Consider the following 16,896-nt stretch of genomic DNA (forward strand, 5'->3'; position numbering starts at 1 on the left):
TCTATCAATGGCCTAAAGCTAGCTGGAAGTGTTCGCAGGCTAAGGTTTCATCCCCTTCGGCCAGCATAACTTTACCCATTTCAGCATGCAGTTCGGGCAACCCTTTAATGCGTAGTCCTGTTTGCAGATACTCGCGCGCTTTTTCAACGTTGTTTACTCGTAGTGCCAATCGTCCAAGCACCAATAACAGCACTGGGTCATTAGGTCGTTCTTGTACTTGTTGCTCAGCAAACAAAAGCTGCTTGTTAGCATCGGTACTTTTAAGACGACCATATATTTCAATCAACTCGTCATGCCATACGTATTTCAAACCGGTGCGCAGGGCTTCTTCCGCTTTGCTTTCTTGATCGGTTTCTAACAGCAAATCAATGTAGCGTTTCATCACCGGGAAGGTATAACGCGTGTCACGAGCGATAGACTCAAACGTTGAGGTTAAATTACCGCCTTGCGTATTCTTAGCGCGATCCAATAGTTGCAGGCTGACATTTTCTTCCAGCTTCTTTAAATCGTCAGCTGGAATTTTGGTCGCTTTTTTCAAGGTCGGCAGTAAATCATTAAGAGCTACCCAGTCTTCAAGATCTTGGTAGGTTTTAACAATCAATTTAAGAACGTACGCATGACGCGGATGCTTTTGACGCAACTGCAATAATACGGCTAACGCTTGCTCATGCTGCTTACGTGATTGCAGTAATTGAACTTGGGTAATACCCACGGCTAGCTCAGAACCTTTAGTGCTCTTACTCGCGGCTTTTAACCATTCATCCGTTGCTTCAGTTTTGCCTTGCTCGTAAGCCGCACGTGCGGCAGCAAGATAGTTAATCATCGGCTGATCGGCATCTTTGGCGCTGCCGCTTAACTGACGCTCGGCTCGACGCCACTGCCCTTGAGCCAGAGATAATAAGCCACGCGTAGTTTGATGACGCGCACTCACACTGCGACGATGACGACGCCATGAGTTAAAGCGACCATCGCTCTGCAATACGATCAAAATAAAACGAATGGTCCAATAAAGCGCAATCAAACCGCCAGCTAATAACACCAAGAACAACCATAAGCTGGTTTCTAAGGTGTAGTTGTAAAAGCTCAGTAATACATAGCCTGCATCAATATAATAGAACGCACCGGCCAATAACCCAGCCGCGGCAACAAACAGGATTAGCGGAACAAGAAGGATCATTCAGTTCCCTCCTCGGCTTTTACCGCTGCCGCTGGTATCACAGTGCCGCGACGTTGCTGTTCTACTAAGGTTTGCAGCTCTAACAATGAAGCAGAAATATCTGGACGCGCTGGCGCAGCGTTCCAAGCCTGCAGCTCAGTCAACGCAGCATAAGCGGCACGCGTACGCTCATCTGACATCATTAGATATTCATCCAACCATTGGTGCACACGCTTCAAGCTGTGTTGATACAAATCGGTTTGTTCACGCAACAAAGCAACCTGAGCTTGTTCCAGCATCAAGCGCATATTTTGCTGTAAATAGTACTGCTGGTCGGGGGTTAGCGGCGCAGCAATAGGCGCGGTACGCTCACGAATACGAACCATGCGAGTCACGTTGTCTTTAACGTAACGCCAAGCGTTCCAGTACCAAGTTTGTTCTTCTAAAGGAATCGGTGCGACATCTTGCGTTTGCGGCTCAGCAATTAGTTTTTCTGGCATCCATGGCAAGCTAGTTACTTGTTCCTGTAATGCCTGAATACGCAAAATCGCACCAACGCGATCAATCGCCGGTACCGCACGCAAGGCTAAAATCTCACGAGCAATAAGCGCGCGTACTTTATCCATACGTGGATTGCGAGTTTCCAGCAGTACATTATCCGCAGCGCTCAGCATGCTCAAAGCACCATCCCAATCACGCTCTAGTTGCAAACGCTGATTGGCTAAACGCAACAGATATTCTGCTTCAGCGAGCAACCAGTCTTGGCGCTCAGCACCTGGCAACTTACCTAAACGATCGGTGTTATGTGCAACTTGTTCTTGTAACTGCTGTGATGATTTTGCCAACGACTCGGCGCGACCCATTAAATCATTTTCACGCGCAGATGTTTGATCGAGTGTTTGCAACGCCGTATTAAGATGATCACGCAACACCGCAACTTCTGCCGTGGTGCTTTGTTGTTGCTGCCAACCCAGCCAAACAGCAAACCCCATAATGGCGATAAGAACCAACATCAGGACCAAATTAATCCAAGACAAAGGATGAGCGCTGCGCTTCTCAGTCGCTGGCTTTTTTTCTTTTGCTGCTTTTGAGACCTTAGTTTCCACGATCTCGCCTTGTGGTTCGTTACTCACAGTGTTTTTCCTTTCTTATGAAACCCAGAGGTCTCCGTCATTCATCTGCTGAATACCATGCCCTAAGGCTGGCTAAAGTATCTTCGTTACGAGCACTGGCCGCAACCAGTACACATGCGTAACCTGCGCTATTTGCGCGCTCGGCTACACGTTCGCTCGGCACCAATATGCCCGCAACCTGCTGAGCAAGATCAGTTACCTGCTGTTCGGCAATATCCAGTGCCTGACCACTACTTAACAGTAATAGTGGTTTCTCCTCTAAAACTTCATGCCACTGCGCTTGGCTGTATGGCACTTGAGTGCGCTCATACAATTCAGCGTATTCAACGACAGCACCTCGTGCACGCAGCACTTCGGCTAAGGTTTCACGCCCGCCGACGCCGCGCCAAATTAGAATCTTACGCCCGCGAATGGCATCTTCTTGCAATCCAGCAACGGCAAGTAAGCCCTCACTATCAAAACGAGTCTCTGGCATAGAGACGATCATGCCGGAATTCCGCAATGCATCTGCTGTTGTTGGCCCAACGGCGTACCATGCAATACCAACAGGGCATTGCGGCCAATATCGATCTAACCAGTCAAGTCCGCACTCTGCCGCATTTTGGCTTATCGCAATCACAGCGTCATAGTGATCAATATCTAAAAACTGACTGCGCAAGCGCTGACTAGCGCCACTGCTATCGTCAGCAAAGGGCACAATATCAATCAAAGGTTGATGACGAACTTCGATATCCATCGCTGCAATAGCGGTAATCAACTCATCCGCTTGATCGCGCGGACGCGTGACCACGACGACACGGCGATCAAACTTAGCCAAACTACTTAACCTCGTGGCCATAAACGGCGCTGAGAATAGCACCCGCACCCTGAGCCAACAGGTCCTCTGCGGCCTTTATGCCCATTGCTTCGGCATCACCAGCGACACCTTCACACTCTGTACGTAAAACTTGTAGACCATCGACACTGCCAACTAAACCACGCAGGTGAATTTTCTCACCGGTACGTTCGGCATAGCAGGCGATAGGCACTTGGCAGCCACCCTGTAAGCGGCGATTCAAAGCGCGCTCGGCCAACACACAGCTGGCAGTGTTGTCATCGTGCAGGGGGTTTATCAAATCGTGAACGGCGCTGTCATTGGCTCGCCATTCAATGCCTAAGGCACCTTGGCCACCTGCAGGTAGCGATTGCTCGGCAGGAATAAAGCTTGCGATACGCTCATCCATTTCCATGCGCAGCAAGCCTGCTGCTGCCAGAATAATGGCATCAAATTCACCAGCATCCAATTTGCCTAAACGCGTTTGCACATTACCGCGTAAGCTTTTAATCACTATGTCTGGGCGCTGCTGCTGAATCTGGCACTGGCGGCGTAAACTCGAAGTACCAACAACCGCCCCGTGAGGCAACTCTTCAATGGTTTTGTAATGATTAGAAACGAAGGCATCAAGGGGATTTTCGCGCGCGCAAATAATGCCAAGCTCTAATCCTTCAGGAAATTCCATCGGCACGTCTTTCATGGAATGAACGGCGATATCAGCGCGACCATCCAGCATAGCGACTTCTAATTCTTTAACGAACAGACCCTTCCCCCCAATTTTGGCTAGCGGAACATCTAAAATCTTGTCGCCTTGAGTCGTGAAGGTCACTAGCTCAACTTCCAAGCCGGGGTTCAGTTCAATCAGACGCGCTTTAATATGCTCTGCCTGCCATAAGGCAAGAGGGCTTTTGCGCGTCGCAATACGCAGGGTCTGTACCGATGTCATAACCATCCTAATGCGGATAAATTCCGCGTGTAGCGCCACCAATTACCCGGCGGCCAGTGAATGTCGTTGGCGGCATGATAGCAGGCAGCGAGGATTTGCAGAAATCCTCACCCAGTTTTACCTATTAAGACCTAGGTTGTGGCCTAGTAAGAGTGGTTGGGGCGAAACGGAAGGGGGGACAAGCAGCCGTTAAAGCTGCTTCATAATCTTACGTAAGCTAGGTAGGTGACGGCGACTGACCGACAGCCCTTGCTCCAATCCACGTAAATACAGAACGGCACCATGGTCATTTGTTTCTAATCGCTCGATACTTTGGCGCGTCACTAAAGTGCTGCGATGAATACGAATCAACTGCTCACCGAATTCATCTTCAAGTTGTCGTAAGGAATCATCAATCAAGGTTTCACCTTGGGAATGAACCACGCTAACGTACTTTTGGTCTGCACTAAAATAGAAGATCGAAGAAACGGGTATTAACTGTAAACCGGCATGCGTTTTAGCACTGATGTGAGTTCGAGCTGCACTCGATATAGGCATAGGTATCGCACTGCCAAGTCGTTCGGCCGCTCGTTTCAGTGCGCGCGCGAGATCTTCTTTACGAATAGGCTTAAGCAAGTAGTCTGCGGCGTTTACTCGAAACGCATCTAACGCATGTTCGTCATAAGCCGTGCAGAATATCACGACCGGAGGGTTGGCAAGCTGTGCAATCTCTGCCGCTGCGGCTAGACCGTCCATGCCGGGCATTTGAATATCCATCAACACAACATCCGCCTGAAATTGACTCAGCCACGATAATACAGCAAGACCATTGGCGGCCTCACCTACACATTGAAAATCACTATGCTCTAGCAATAAACGCTTCAACCGTTCGCGAGCTAATGGCTCATCGTCCACTAGCAGCACTCGATAACTCATGTCGCCTCCTCATGCGAATCATCTGGTATGAATATGCTGACATTATAGCGCTGCCCTAGATCTTCTATTTCTAGCTTCGCTCGTCCAACGAACTGAGCGTCTAGGCGTGCCTTAATGTTTTGCTGGGCAATGCGATTCCCCTGTGTCGTCGTCGGGCCGGCTTGCTTAGTGTTGCTCACTTTAATATACCAACCTGGCTCACCATTACTCGCCTTGCTACGACTAACATGCGTTAGTGAAGTACAGATTTCGCCATTATCGATGGAAGGTTGAATGCCGTGATATACGGCATTTTCCAATATAGGCTGCAACATCAATTGTGGCACTTTCACATCCGGCAGACTGTGAGGCAATTCCCAAACCACCGTTAACCGTTCACCTAAACGCGTTTGCTCAATGTCTAAATAGCCTTGCCCCAATGCGATTTCTTCAGCCAAAGAGGTCGGGGTATCGCCGCCCTTTAATACCGCCCGAAAAAGCTGTGCAAGGTCAAGTAACATACGCTCAGCTTTCTCAGGATCAATCACGATCAAGGAGGCAACGGTATTGAGTGTATTGAAAAAGAAATGCGGACGAATATTCGCTTGCAGTGCCGCTAGACGCGACTTTAATTCTGCCTGAGTTTTCAAACGCCACTGGCTTTGCACATAAAAGTAGCGCAGTCCCATCGCGGCAAAAATGCCACTAACGAGCATATTGCGCATAATCCAAGACCAGTCGATGGTTTGAATGTACTGCGGCCAGATAAAGTCGCCCAATATCGACACGAGTAAAGTCACGAGCTGAATAATAGCCATCGCTAATACACTAGCCCCCCACGTTGGCAGGCGCACAAGTAATGTACGAGATTGGCATAAGATAGCGACCGATAACAAAGCCACCCACTGCACAAAGAATGACACCAAGGCAAAGCGAGGAATCGAAAAACTGGTAAGCCCGCTTTCTACCAAAGTGAGCGCCAAAACCAGACCTTCTGTCACTACGAGCAATATAAGAATCGCCCGAGCATTACAAAGATCCGGCAGGAAAAAACTTTCTAATAAGCGCTGTTGTTCTATGTGAGCAAGACGATTCACGCGGGTGCCTTTTGCTGTTTATTCGAGCCAACCATCATTAGGTTAGCGCTAGTCTGTCGTGCCTGCGCCTCAGCAGCAAGCACACTGGCAAGCAAAGCTGCACAAACGGCGACATTTGGGCTGCCAAACGGTTATAATTCGCGCCATTCTTTATCCTCCACGCCGTTTATTCTGATTTATGAGGTGCACTATGTCCGATCAAACCACCAACGCTTCTTGGGGTGGCCGCTTTACCGAAGCGACCGATGCCTTTGTTGCCCGCTTTACTGCGTCGGTGGATTTTGATCGCCGCATGTACCGCCAAGACATCCTTGGCTCGATTGCTCACGCAAAAATGTTATGCAAAGTTGGCGTATTAACCGAGCAAGAACGCGACGATATTTTGCGTGGCCTGGAAGAAGTGCGCATTGAAATTGAACGCGGCGAATTTGAATGGTCGGTCGCGTTAGAAGATGTGCACATGAACATCGAAGCCGCCCTGACCAAGAAAATTGGCATCACAGGCAAAAAACTGCACACCGGACGTTCACGTAACGACCAAGTTGCCACCGATATTCGCTTATACCTGCGCGACGAAATTGACAGCATCAGCGCCGAACTCACGCGTCTACAACAAGGCTTGATTGAATTGGCGGAGAAAGAAGCCGATACCATTATGCCGGGGTTTACTCACCTGCAAACAGCGCAGCCAGTCACCTTTGGTCATCATCTACTGGCATGGAATTCCATGCTTGAGCGCGACTATTCACGCTTGCAGGATTGCCGTGCACGGATGAATCAGTTGCCATTAGGTGCTGCCGCCTTAGCTGGGACGACTTACCCAATTGATCGCCATTACACCGCTGAATTACTGGGTTTTGATGCACCAACAGAAAACAGCTTAGATTCGGTATCGGATCGTGATTTCGCTATTGAATTCACCAGTGCGGGAGCGCTGATCATGATGCATCTATCGCGCTTCTCAGAAGAATTAGTACTGTGGGCTTCGGCACAATTTCGTTTCATTGACTTACCGGATCGCTTTTGTACTGGCTCTTCAATTATGCCGCAGAAGAAAAATCCCGATGTACCTGAATTAGTGCGTGGCAAAACAGGCCGAGTGTATGGGCATCTAATGAGCCTATTAACACTGATGAAGTCACAACCATTGGCTTACAACAAAGACAACCAAGAAGATAAAGAGCCTTTGTTCGATGCCGCCGATACCCTGCGCGACAGCTTGCGCGCGTTCGCTGATATGGCACCGAACTTAATTGCGCGTAAGGATGATATGCGCGAAGCCGCGATGCGTGGTTTCTCTACCGCAACTGATTTAGCCGATTACGTTGTACGTAAAGGCATTCCGTTCCGTGATGCCCACGAAATTGTTGGTAAAGCCGTGGCTTACGGTTTAAACACAGGCAAAGATCTAAGCGAAATGTCACTGGAAGAATTGCAGCAGTTCTCGACTGAAATTACTGCCGACGTGTTTGAAGTATTAACGCTGGAAGGCTCAGTAGCAGCCCGCAACCATATTGGTGGCACCGCGCCTGATCAAGTGCGTGCAGCGGCGTTACGAGCAAAGGACTTAATCGCTACTCGCGGCTAATAATGCCTAGCTCAATCGTAGAAAAAGACCCGCTTATGCGGGTCTTTTATTTCATGCAATTAACGCAAATCAAATCCGTGTTACGTCAACAGATCAACTTCTCAGACCTGTTAACCTTTACCCAGAACATTCCCGTCGAATGACTTGAGTTGGCTCTGCTGCTTTCCGCACAAGCCCGTATCCGTCATTGAAATCCGTTAGTTCATCAATGCCACTGCTGGTTTCCCTTACCAAATGCCGAAGAAACGACTTTCGGTAGGTTGCGGGCATACCCGCCAAACGTAGTGGCTTTATCTTTCGCTAAAAAATACGCCGATGTGCCAGCGACCATAGTGGTGGCAATAGAGCTGCCAGCCATCACCGCGTTAAAACCATTCGAAAGTGCCGTGTAGCCAACGTACCCTGTGACACCACTCAGGCCCATGATGGAGCCAGCGGTGATCGCTTTATCAGAGAACTTATCCCGTGCATCGCCATTAAACAGAATATCGAAGTCGTTGATTTTGGTGCCCACGTAATTCAGACCGACTTTTTCGCACAGCGCTTCTAACTGTTGTTCGCGGCAGTCTTTACCACGTGGATTTGAGAAAAAGACCGACTGTTTCGCCAGATTGTTGGCCGTGTCTTTCAATGCCCCGGCTTGTGGCTGGGTATTCAGGTATTTAACTGCGTCCACAAACACACCGGCGGCCTCACCGTGGATCAACCAACGCACAGAGGCGTTATTTAATTTTGCCTGCTGAATAAAGGACACGATGCTCTCGACATGAGCGCGGTCTTTAAACTCGTTGTTCATCCAGAACAAGGAAAAGTGATTACCCTGCGCCTGCACCTCGGACGCACTGAACGCCGCACGATAGGCTTTGGTGATGTGGTCACCGATGATCTCTCCAGCGTCCTCTTTCCTCTTAAACTTCCCAGGAATCGCCGCCGTATGAGCGCCTTTCCATTGGTGGGTTAAGTCCATGTTTTTTTTATGGCCATCTTGAGTCGCCCATTCATTACCTATCGGGCTCCATGCCGCACGATAAAGTCCGGAGGATTGCTGCTCACTTGATACGAGGCTTTGATCCACTTTAAGGGCAATCAATTCAATACGGTCCGCCTGTGCCAGGCTATATTGCATAATAAAGGGTCCAAATACCTTTTGCTGGGTGGCAGTATGGGTGCGCCCGCCCGGACAGGCCGCCAGATCGTACAGTGCCCGCATTAAGTTGGTCAGGTAATAATTGCCGTTGTGGTTGTGCTTAATGAACTTCCACTGTTCGTATTGTTTTTCGGCCATATACACCGGGCGGCAGATATTGCTGCTGTCACGCTGGGTGATAATGGCGACTAACGGGGTATTGGTAGTGCTTCCGTTCATAGGGCAATCCTTTCTTTAAAGCTACAGGTAAAATTCGGGTGGTTGAGTATGGTATCGGGTAATGACCGTATGGAGTTCGCCCTTACTGGTGTCTCCGTCCCGCCACTCAGGGTATATCCAGTTGTAGGGGGGGCGTTGTTGCGACATTGTGGCATCTGGCCAGTGGGCCTGAACGTCGGCTTTTCTCTTCAGAGCGTGCTCACTCAGTGTCAGGGTAACGGAGTTCAGCACTTTATCGCGCACGCTGTTGACAAAACGGTTGGAGTATTCGGCGGGTTTATACCCCAGATTATGAAACATCAAACGGATATAGTGATGATCATCCAGTGGAGTGACCGCATAGCTTGAGAACTGAGAAGGGGCAAATGAGTTGGGGTCACCATCGTCTGCTTTGCGCATCTCATAGCATACCCACAAACAATCATTTTTTACTTCGGTACGCCAGTTTACAGGGCCTACTTTCTTTCCGAAAGCAGGTTGCTCAGGCCCCATTTTAAATATCAGGCGGTTAATCACCTGTTCAAAATGATTGGGGTTAAAGCAACTCATGCCTTCCGGGAGGCTGTCGATGCGCTCCACCACGGCGACAAAGGATATCAAGCCATCGAATTGAAGCTGTGTCAGCGGCCCAAAAATCTCCCACCGACGACTTATGAAACACTTGCTGTTAAATACAGCGGTACCCACTGGGTCGCCACTGTAGCCGCTAGGATCGTAGATGTTCATTGTCTCAATGGGGGCGCAACGTGCTTCAAACCCATCCGAGCTGTAATGGGGTGGCAGCTTCAGCGACAGTACAGACCCCGACAAGTTGACGTTAATCTGTTCTGGCGTATTCAGCCCAGGCATACAGGGGTGTTTGCGGGTAGCAAAAAGTCGTTTAAGCATCAGTCGTCCGTGAGAATTGAGTCAGCGTTGCAGTGCTGTCGATGATACCAGCGTGAACTCCAGCCTGAAAGCGGTATGAGAATGGCTGCCCCGCTTAAGTGAACAGCATTACGCTACTTCGCGGGGTTTTTATTATTTTTTTCAACAGCACAAATCAAATCCGTGTTACATCAACAGAAACGGTCATTGCAGGATCACTACCACCGCCAAAAATCACGCCGCGCAATGGCGTGACATCATAAAAATCGCGCCCCCATGCGGTAATAATGTGCTGTTCACCCGCCATGGTATTGTTAGTTGGATCAAATTCGAACCAACCCTCGCCCGGCGAATAAACAGAAAGCCACGCGTGTGTCGCGTCTGCACCGACCATTTTTTCTTGGCCCGGAGGCGGTAAGGTTTCTAAATAACCTGAGACGTATTTAGCGGCAAAGCCCATCGCGCGCAAACAACCGATTTGTAAGTGAGCGAAGTCTTGGCAAACGCCCTTGCGGCTCGCCATTACTTCGGCAATCGGTGTCGCTATCGTCGTGGCCGCCGGTGAATAAGTAAATTCTTCAAAAATACGCTGAGTTAAATCTGACACGGCCGTTAGTAATGGGCGCTCGTCACTAAATAAGTCTTTAGCAAAGTCGCGCAATTGATCATCGGCGCGAATCATTGACGACTCTAATTGATATTCACGGGCAAGGATAACGTCCTCAGAACGCGCACGCGCCATCTGTTTACGCGCCTCTCCGCAAGTACGGCCAATATCCAAATTTGCATCGCCAATTTGCGAACCCGTTTCAACTTCACAGCTAGAAGTAATCACTAATTCGCGATGAGGTTTTTGAATTTCAAAGTGGTAGGCACTGTTACCAAAATAATCGGTACGGCGTGTTCCTTGCGCTACTGTCGGAGACACATCAATACGGCTATTGATACAAGTCTGGCGACGTGTGCTGCGCGGAATCATGTGCGCTAAGTTATAGCAATGCGATACCCGATTGGCGTAGCGGTATTCCGTAATATGACGAATACGATAGCGCATTACACACCCTCCCACTGACTACTGACCAACTGCTGAGATTGTTCACGGTGATCAAAGTAGCGGTCGGTAATCATATCACTGGCTCGCAGCAACAAGGCTTCTAATTCCGTAAGCACATTTTTAAGTTGTAAACGCGTACCATCAACATCAGCACACATATCATTTAATGACGACAGTCGCACAAGCGCACTGCCTTCTACCATGATGCGTTCCGCCGGTGGTAGCTCGTGTAAATACCCTTTTGAGTTCGGCAATTTACGCACATGAGCTAACATTTGAGTTAACTGATAAATAATAGAGCGCGGGTTGTCGCCATCCAGTAGCACGAGATCTAAACTGGTTTGAATTGCAGTTCGGGCACCATAACGACGACGATAACTAATTAAACCTTCGAGGGTTAATAGCAATGCTTCGTTAACGCGAGACTGTTCCGGCTCAGGCAACACAGTGGATAACAAGCAATTCATTAGGGCGCTGCTTTGCGTTGCTCGTTCTAAGCGACGACCTAATTCCATGAAGCGCCAACCGAAACCACGAATCATACTTTCATGATTTAAACCCGACAGCGCCATTAATGCTGTCACTAAAGGATCAAGTGCTTCTTCCGGTGCCGACAAACGCGCAACCGTGAAAGTACTATTTAAATCGGCTAAGGCATCACGAATATCGTTAATCACCCGATAGGTATCAGACGATAATAATTCCTTGGTTTCATCTGCACAGAACAGCATGGAGTTAAGATTATTGGCAATGCTGCTCAGTACCGCGCCATCCTGTAACTGCCGCACTAAATCTTGATCGCTGATTAAATCGCCAACCAATACCGTCGTGGTGACTTTAGCCACCGCCGCGCGGAATTTTTGACGCAGACGCGGGGTTAATGGCTCTTCACCATTGAGTAACATAAAGGTGGTGCGCAAAATACGTAGTGACGCTTCAGCACGCTCGGCATAACGTCCCATCCAATATAAATTTTCAAGCACGCGGCTTGGCAAATTAATATTTTCGGCTTCGCGAACCTGCAGATCGTCGCCACGCGAATTACTTTCGAGTAAACGCTCAGGCTCAGAAGCAACCACCCAAGTATCTTTACTGTTCGCGCCACTTTGACTAGAGATAATAAATTCACTCTCAGTACCACCCACGCGGGTTAAACCACCGGGCATAATACTGTACGAATTATTACTAGCGACCGCGAAACTGCGCAAAATCGCAGGGCGAGGCAATAACTGACTGTCTTGAAAACTAGGTAAATAGCTAGCCGCCATCACAGGCTGGGCAACGTACTGAGCGGGATTCGCCAAAATACGTAAACGCAACTCAACCAACTCAGCTTGGGTTAGCAATGCGCCAGCCGAACTGCTTATGCCACTGGTGCGATAAATCGGTTTAATAACTAATTCAGGTAAATGTTCGAGAACATAGGCAAGGTCATCCGGCTCACCACACCAATGCGTTTGAACCGAGGGTAAACGCAGTTCACGGCCAAGTAAGGCTTTCGATATATCGGGTAAATAACGCAGAAATACCGGATTTTCTAATACGCCAGAACCTAGCGGATTAGCAACAATCAGATTACCGGCACGCACGGCTTCTAATAAACCGGCAACACCTAAACGTGAATCGCTGCGCAACTCGACCGGATCGCAGTACCAATCGTCAACGCGACGCAGTAATACGTCAACGCGGTTTAAACCATCGAGGGACTTCATCCATAAGAAGCCATTGCGTACAACAAGGTCATCGCTTTGAACTAAATAAAACCCCAAATAGTTGGCAAGATACGCATGCTCAAAATAGGTTTCATTGCGCGGACCGGGCGTTAGCACGGCGATGCGTGAACGGCTGCTATGCGGCGACAAACTAATCAGTTTATTACGCAGCTGCTGAAAGAACGCGGCTAAACGGTGGACGTGGCTGTCACGGAATAAACTCGGAAACACCCGAGACATCACGGTACGGTTTTCTAACGCATAACCAGCCCCACTTGGCGACTGTGTACGGTCACCAATGACCAGCATCTTGCCATCGTCATCGCGAATTAGGTCGACGCCATGCAAAATAAGCTCATGCTCGCCCGGAACGGTTATGCCATGACAAGCACGTAAAAAACCGCGATGGCTAAACAAGGCTTCAGCTGGAATGATACCTTGGCGCAACAACTTACCGGGGCCATAAATATCGCGTAATAATAAGTTAAATAGCTCGCCACGCTCTTGTAAGCCAGCTTCTATCGTCCCCCATTCATCACTACTGATGATATTGGGGACAAGATCTAGATTCCAAATGCGGGACGGTGATTTAGCATCGCTGTATATATTATAGGTAGCGCCATCATCACGCAGAATACGCAATGCTTTCGCTTGGCGCTCGCTAAAGGCCTCAGGACCAAGCTCTGCGATACTTTCTAGAAGATAGGACCAATGCGGGAGAATATTACCCTCATTGTCACGCACCTCATCGCCGTTTCCGGCGACAGGTGGGTACGACAGCCCGGCGGGCAAGATAACAGCCGGATCAATGGACATGAGGAAAGCCTGCAGATAAATAAGTTATCTGCATTATGTCAGAACTAGCCAACATTCTCAGCTTCCCATTGGCGTCCGTAGATCAAGAGTCAGTGGATATTCGTCCGTTGACTCTTCAGGCGGAGGCGCCATCGGGCGAGGATCGGTTTTCGGGAAGAACTGACGCAAGGCATCAACGTCCGGACGCGGAGAATAGGCCCCTTGCGTATGGTTCATTTCAGCAAAGCGGTTCACTCGACGCGATTCCGCCTCATTGGCATTGATCGGGAATGTATCGTAGCTACGACCACCCGGATGAGTGACGTGATATTCACACCCCCCCACCGAGCGGCCATTCCATGTATCGATCAAGTCAAAGACCAACGGAGCTTGCGCACCAATGGTTGGATGCAATGACGATGGCGGCGCCCATGCTTTATAACGAACACCCGCCACAAATTCGCCATTGCGACCAGTTGAACGTAACGGTACACGGCGACCATTACAGGCCAAAATGTAGCGGCTACCTACCATGCCGGTAACTTTCACCTGCACGCGTTCTACCGACGAATCCACATAGCGGGCAGTACCAAAGCTTGAGACTTCTTCGCCCAGTACATGCCATGGCTCAACCGCCCAGCATAGCTCCAGCTGGATATCACCCAGCGTCGCTGTGCCGTAATGCGGGAAGCGGAATTCACGGAATGGCAATAGCCACTCTGCTTTGAAATCAAGACCATGAGCTTGCAAGTCTTTAGCAACTTCGCTGACGTCTTCCCAAATAAAGTGCGGCAGCATGAACTGATCATGCAAACGCGTGCCCCAGCGTTCTAGCTTCTGCTTGTAAGGGTTCTTCCAGAAGCGAATCACCAGTGCTCGAATCAACAAAGCCTGAACCAATGCCATGCGGCCATGCGGCGGCATTTCGAAGCCACGGAATTCCAGCAACCCTAAACGCCCGGCAGGACTGCCCGGCGCAAATAACTTATCGATACAAAATTCTGCGCGGTGAGTGTTACCGGTCAAATCGATCAAAAGGTTACGCATCAGACGATCGATTAACCACGGCTGTGGCACTTCGCCTTCTGGAATTTGCGCAAAGGCAATTTCAAGTTCGTACAAGTTCTCGTCTCGGCCTTCATCGACTCGCGGTGCCTGACTGGTTGGGCCAATAAAGGCACCAGAAAACAGATACGACAACGATGGATGGTTCTGCCAATAGGTAACAAAGCTGCGTAGCAAATCTGGTCGACGCAACATAGGGCTATCGGCTGGCGTTTTACCACCGAGCGTAATGTGGTTACCACCACCGGTACCAGTATGGCGACCATCAAGCATGAACTTTTCCGCGCACAAACGAGTTTGACGCGCTGCTTCATACAACTCTGTCATATTGCTAACCATCTCACGCCAGTTACTCGCAGGGTGGATGTTAACTTCGATCACACCTGGATCTGGTGTTACTAGCAATTTTTGCAAACGTGGGTCGCGAGGCGGTTCATAGCCCTCAATAATCACCGGCGTATTGAGTTCAGCGGCCGTTTCTTCAATTAGGGCCATGATCTGAATGTAACTTTCAAGATATGGCAGTGGTGGTAAGAAAATATGCAACTTGCCATCACGAGGCTCAACACACATAGCGGTGCGAACCAGATTCTTCCAGCGATCTTTAGCTGGCGTTTTATCGTCAGCTGGATTCGGTTGCTCGCTATGCTTAGGTGTCGCTTGCTTAGCGTCAACTTGGCCCTTTGCAGAAGCCTGAATGATCTGATCACGACTCGCCAGAGGGGCAAGATCACGCATCGCATCGGCTTCTTGAATAAGCTGATCTTCCGTTGGCGGCGGCAAGCTACCCAGCGGTAAACGCAATCCCATTGGCGAATCACCAGGGATCAGGGTTAACCGACCACGACGGAATTCCCACGGGCTAGAACGCCAGCCTTCTGAATACATATCCCAATCTATTGGCAACACATAGCCACTTGGGGTATCTAACCCTTTATCCAGCACACGCGCTAAACGACGACGCTCAAGATCATCCTTCGCATTGGCAATACTGAGTTCGAAATCAACCGGTAGATTTTGTTCCGCCAACAGATAATGCAAACCGTCTTCATAGGCTGCTTGAATACATTCGCCATCAAGTCGCAAACGCTTAGCCAGCTTATCTATAAACTTAGCCGCATCTTTCTCGGTATGACCGTAATCTTTATCGACACGCGCTAACAACTCAGGACGGCGCCACATTGGCTCGCCATCAGTACGCCAGAATAAGCCTAATGCCCAGCGCGGTACTTCTTCACCCGGATACCACTTACCTTGGCCGTAATGCAGCAGGCCTTGCGGGGCAAAATGATCGCGCAAACGCAGTAATAGCGTCTTCGCTAGTGCTAGCTTATCTTTACCTAAAGCCGCCGTATTCCATTGCGCTGACTCCATATCATCAATCGATACAAACGTAGGCTCACCACCCATGGTTAAGCGCACATCATTGGTTTCGAGAAGGTCATCGACCTTATCACCAAGGGCTAAAACATCCGCCCATTCGGCATCCGAATACGGCTTAGTCACACGCGGATCTTCATGAATACGCGTTACTTCGTTGGAATAGCTGAAGGTCACCTTACATTTGTCTGTAGCACCGTTAATGGGTGCTGCCGATACTGGATCTGGGGTACAAGCCAATGGAATATGGCCTTCACCGGCGAAGAGACCGGATGTTGGATCCATGCCGACCCAACCCGCTCCCGGCAAGAAGACTTCACACCAAGCATGTAAATCGGTGAAATCGGCTTCCGGGCCAGAAGGACCGTCGAGTGACTTCTCATCCGACGTTAATTGCACTAAGTAGCCCGAAGCAAAACGCGCCGCCAAACCCAAATGACGCAACACTTGCACCATAAGCCATGCCGAATCACGGCACGAACCTTTAGCCAGCTCTAAGCTTTCTTCGGGTGACTGAACGCCAGGTTCCATACGCACACCGTATTCTAGCGCGCTTTGAATTTTCTGATTTACAGTCACTAAATAATCAATGGTGCGCATCTTCTCTTTGGTGATGCTTTCAACCATTTTCTTGAATAGTGGGCCTTGCTCTTCGCAATGCAAATACGCTTTTAGCTCTTTACGCAGCTGTTTGTCGTAGGCAAATGGAAATTCTTCGGCGTAGTCTTCAATAAAGAAATCAAACGGGTTAATCACGGTCATATCCGCGATTACTTCGACTTCAATTGCTAAACGTTTGGTTTTTTCAGGAAAAACTAAACGCGCTAAGAAGTTGCCGTAAGCATCTTGTTGCCAGTTAATGAAATGCTCTGGCTCTACTTTCAAACTATAACTTTTTATTGGCGTGCGGCAGTGCGGCGCTGGACGTAAGCGCACCACGTGCGCAGACAAGTTTACTGGGCGATCAAAGTCGTAATACGTCTTATGCTGCAAAGCAACGGTAATGGTCATGGTGTTTCCTGCCCCGAC

General features: G+C 49.3%; 12 protein-coding genes. 1 reads left to right on the forward strand and 11 read right to left on the reverse strand.

The genetic code is table 11. The features are described 5' to 3' along the window. Positions 1 to 4 precede the first annotated feature (4 nt). From TOL_RS17725 to TOL_RS17750, 6 genes are all read right to left on the reverse strand, one after another. The gene (locus tag TOL_RS17725) at positions 5 to 1,177 is read right to left on the reverse strand and encodes a heme biosynthesis HemY N-terminal domain-containing protein (RefSeq protein WP_015488755.1); all 1,173 of its coding nucleotides are present in this window, start codon (positions 1,175 to 1,177) and stop codon (positions 5 to 7) included. After that, positions 1,174 to 2,289, reverse strand: a complete 1,116-nt coding sequence (locus TOL_RS18590; RefSeq protein WP_015488756.1) for a uroporphyrinogen-III C-methyltransferase — start codon at positions 2,287 to 2,289, stop codon at positions 1,174 to 1,176. The genes TOL_RS17725 and TOL_RS18590 overlap by 4 nt, the downstream gene beginning before the upstream one ends. A gap of 37 nt (positions 2,290 to 2,326) precedes the next feature. Further along, positions 2,327 to 3,127 carry a uroporphyrinogen-III synthase gene (locus tag TOL_RS17735; RefSeq protein WP_015488757.1) on the reverse strand — a complete coding sequence of 267 codons (801 nt, stop codon included), beginning with the start codon at positions 3,125 to 3,127 and terminating at the stop codon, positions 2,327 to 2,329. Then, positions 3,108 to 4,049 (reverse strand): hydroxymethylbilane synthase, encoded by a 942-nt coding sequence (gene hemC, locus TOL_RS17740; RefSeq protein ID WP_015488758.1) that lies wholly within the window; start codon positions 4,047 to 4,049, stop codon positions 3,108 to 3,110. Before hemC ends, TOL_RS17735 begins: the two co-directional genes overlap by 20 nt. Positions 4,050 to 4,238: 189 nt before the next feature. After that, positions 4,239 to 4,964 carry a LytR/AlgR family response regulator transcription factor gene (locus TOL_RS17745; RefSeq protein WP_015488759.1) on the reverse strand — a complete coding sequence of 242 codons (726 nt, stop codon included), beginning with the start codon at positions 4,962 to 4,964 and terminating at the stop codon, positions 4,239 to 4,241. Then, positions 4,961 to 6,040: a sensor histidine kinase gene (locus tag TOL_RS17750; protein ID WP_015488760.1), complete on the reverse strand. Its 1,080-nt coding sequence runs from the start codon at positions 6,038 to 6,040 to the stop codon at positions 4,961 to 4,963. Before TOL_RS17750 ends, TOL_RS17745 begins: the two co-directional genes overlap by 4 nt. A 190-nt stretch (positions 6,041 to 6,230) precedes the next feature. Between TOL_RS17750 and argH the strand changes: the two genes are divergently transcribed. Further along, the gene (argH, locus tag TOL_RS17755) at positions 6,231 to 7,628 is read left to right on the forward strand and encodes an argininosuccinate lyase (protein ID WP_015488761.1); all 1,398 of its coding nucleotides are present in this window, start codon (positions 6,231 to 6,233) and stop codon (positions 7,626 to 7,628) included. 205 nt (positions 7,629 to 7,833) lie between these two features. Here the strand turns inward: argH and TOL_RS17760 are convergent, their stop codons facing one another. The 5 genes from TOL_RS17760 to TOL_RS17780 form a co-directional block, all read right to left on the reverse strand. Next, on the reverse strand, positions 7,834 to 8,994 hold the full coding sequence (locus TOL_RS17760; protein ID WP_015488763.1) for a hypothetical protein: 1,161 nt from the start codon (positions 8,992 to 8,994) through the stop codon (positions 7,834 to 7,836). 21 nt (positions 8,995 to 9,015) lie between these two features. Continuing rightward, the gene (locus TOL_RS17765; protein ID WP_041588554.1) at positions 9,016 to 9,882 is read right to left on the reverse strand and encodes a hypothetical protein; all 867 of its coding nucleotides are present in this window, start codon (positions 9,880 to 9,882) and stop codon (positions 9,016 to 9,018) included. 154 nt (positions 9,883 to 10,036) lie between these two features. Continuing rightward, a complete protein-coding gene (locus TOL_RS17770; protein ID WP_015488765.1) occupies positions 10,037 to 10,915 on the reverse strand; it encodes a transglutaminase family protein in 879 nt (292 codons plus the stop codon). After that, on the reverse strand, positions 10,915 to 13,443 hold the full coding sequence (locus TOL_RS17775; RefSeq protein WP_015488766.1) for a circularly permuted type 2 ATP-grasp protein: 2,529 nt from the start codon (positions 13,441 to 13,443) through the stop codon (positions 10,915 to 10,917). Before TOL_RS17775 ends, TOL_RS17770 begins: the two co-directional genes overlap by 1 nt. Positions 13,444 to 13,500: 57 nt before the next feature. Then, on the reverse strand, positions 13,501 to 16,878 hold the full coding sequence (locus TOL_RS17780; protein ID WP_015488767.1) for a transglutaminase family protein: 3,378 nt from the start codon (positions 16,876 to 16,878) through the stop codon (positions 13,501 to 13,503). Between the last annotated feature and the right edge of the window lie 18 nt (positions 16,879 to 16,896).

This window comes from Thalassolituus oleivorans MIL-1 (assembly GCF_000355675.1).
Lineage (GTDB): Bacteria > Pseudomonadota > Gammaproteobacteria > Pseudomonadales > Oceanobacteraceae > Thalassolituus > Thalassolituus oleivorans.

Excerpts from the sequence above, each read along its gene's own strand:
- hemC (WP_015488758.1), bottom strand. The coding sequence starts at position 4,049 with ATGACATCGGTACAGACCCTGCGTATTGCGACGCGCAAAAGCCCTCTT.
- TOL_RS17745 (WP_015488759.1), bottom strand. The coding sequence starts at position 4,964 with ATGAGTTATCGAGTGCTGCTAGTGGACGATGAGCCATTAGCTCGCGAA.
- TOL_RS17770 (WP_015488765.1), bottom strand. The coding sequence starts at position 10,915 with ATGCGCTATCGTATTCGTCATATTACGGAATACCGCTACGCCAATCGG.
- argH (WP_015488761.1), top strand. The coding sequence starts at position 6,231 with ATGTCCGATCAAACCACCAACGCTTCTTGGGGTGGCCGCTTTACCGAA.
- TOL_RS17775 (WP_015488766.1), bottom strand. The coding sequence starts at position 13,443 with ATGTCCATTGATCCGGCTGTTATCTTGCCCGCCGGGCTGTCGTACCCA.
- TOL_RS17765 (WP_041588554.1), bottom strand. The coding sequence starts at position 9,882 with ATGCTTAAACGACTTTTTGCTACCCGCAAACACCCCTGTATGCCTGGG.
- TOL_RS17725 (WP_015488755.1), bottom strand. The coding sequence starts at position 1,177 with ATGATCCTTCTTGTTCCGCTAATCCTGTTTGTTGCCGCGGCTGGGTTA.
- TOL_RS17735 (WP_015488757.1), bottom strand. The coding sequence starts at position 3,127 with ATGGCCACGAGGTTAAGTAGTTTGGCTAAGTTTGATCGCCGTGTCGTC.
- TOL_RS17760 (WP_015488763.1), bottom strand. The coding sequence starts at position 8,994 with ATGAACGGAAGCACTACCAATACCCCGTTAGTCGCCATTATCACCCAG.
- TOL_RS17780 (WP_015488767.1), bottom strand. The coding sequence starts at position 16,878 with ATGACCATTACCGTTGCTTTGCAGCATAAGACGTATTACGACTTTGAT.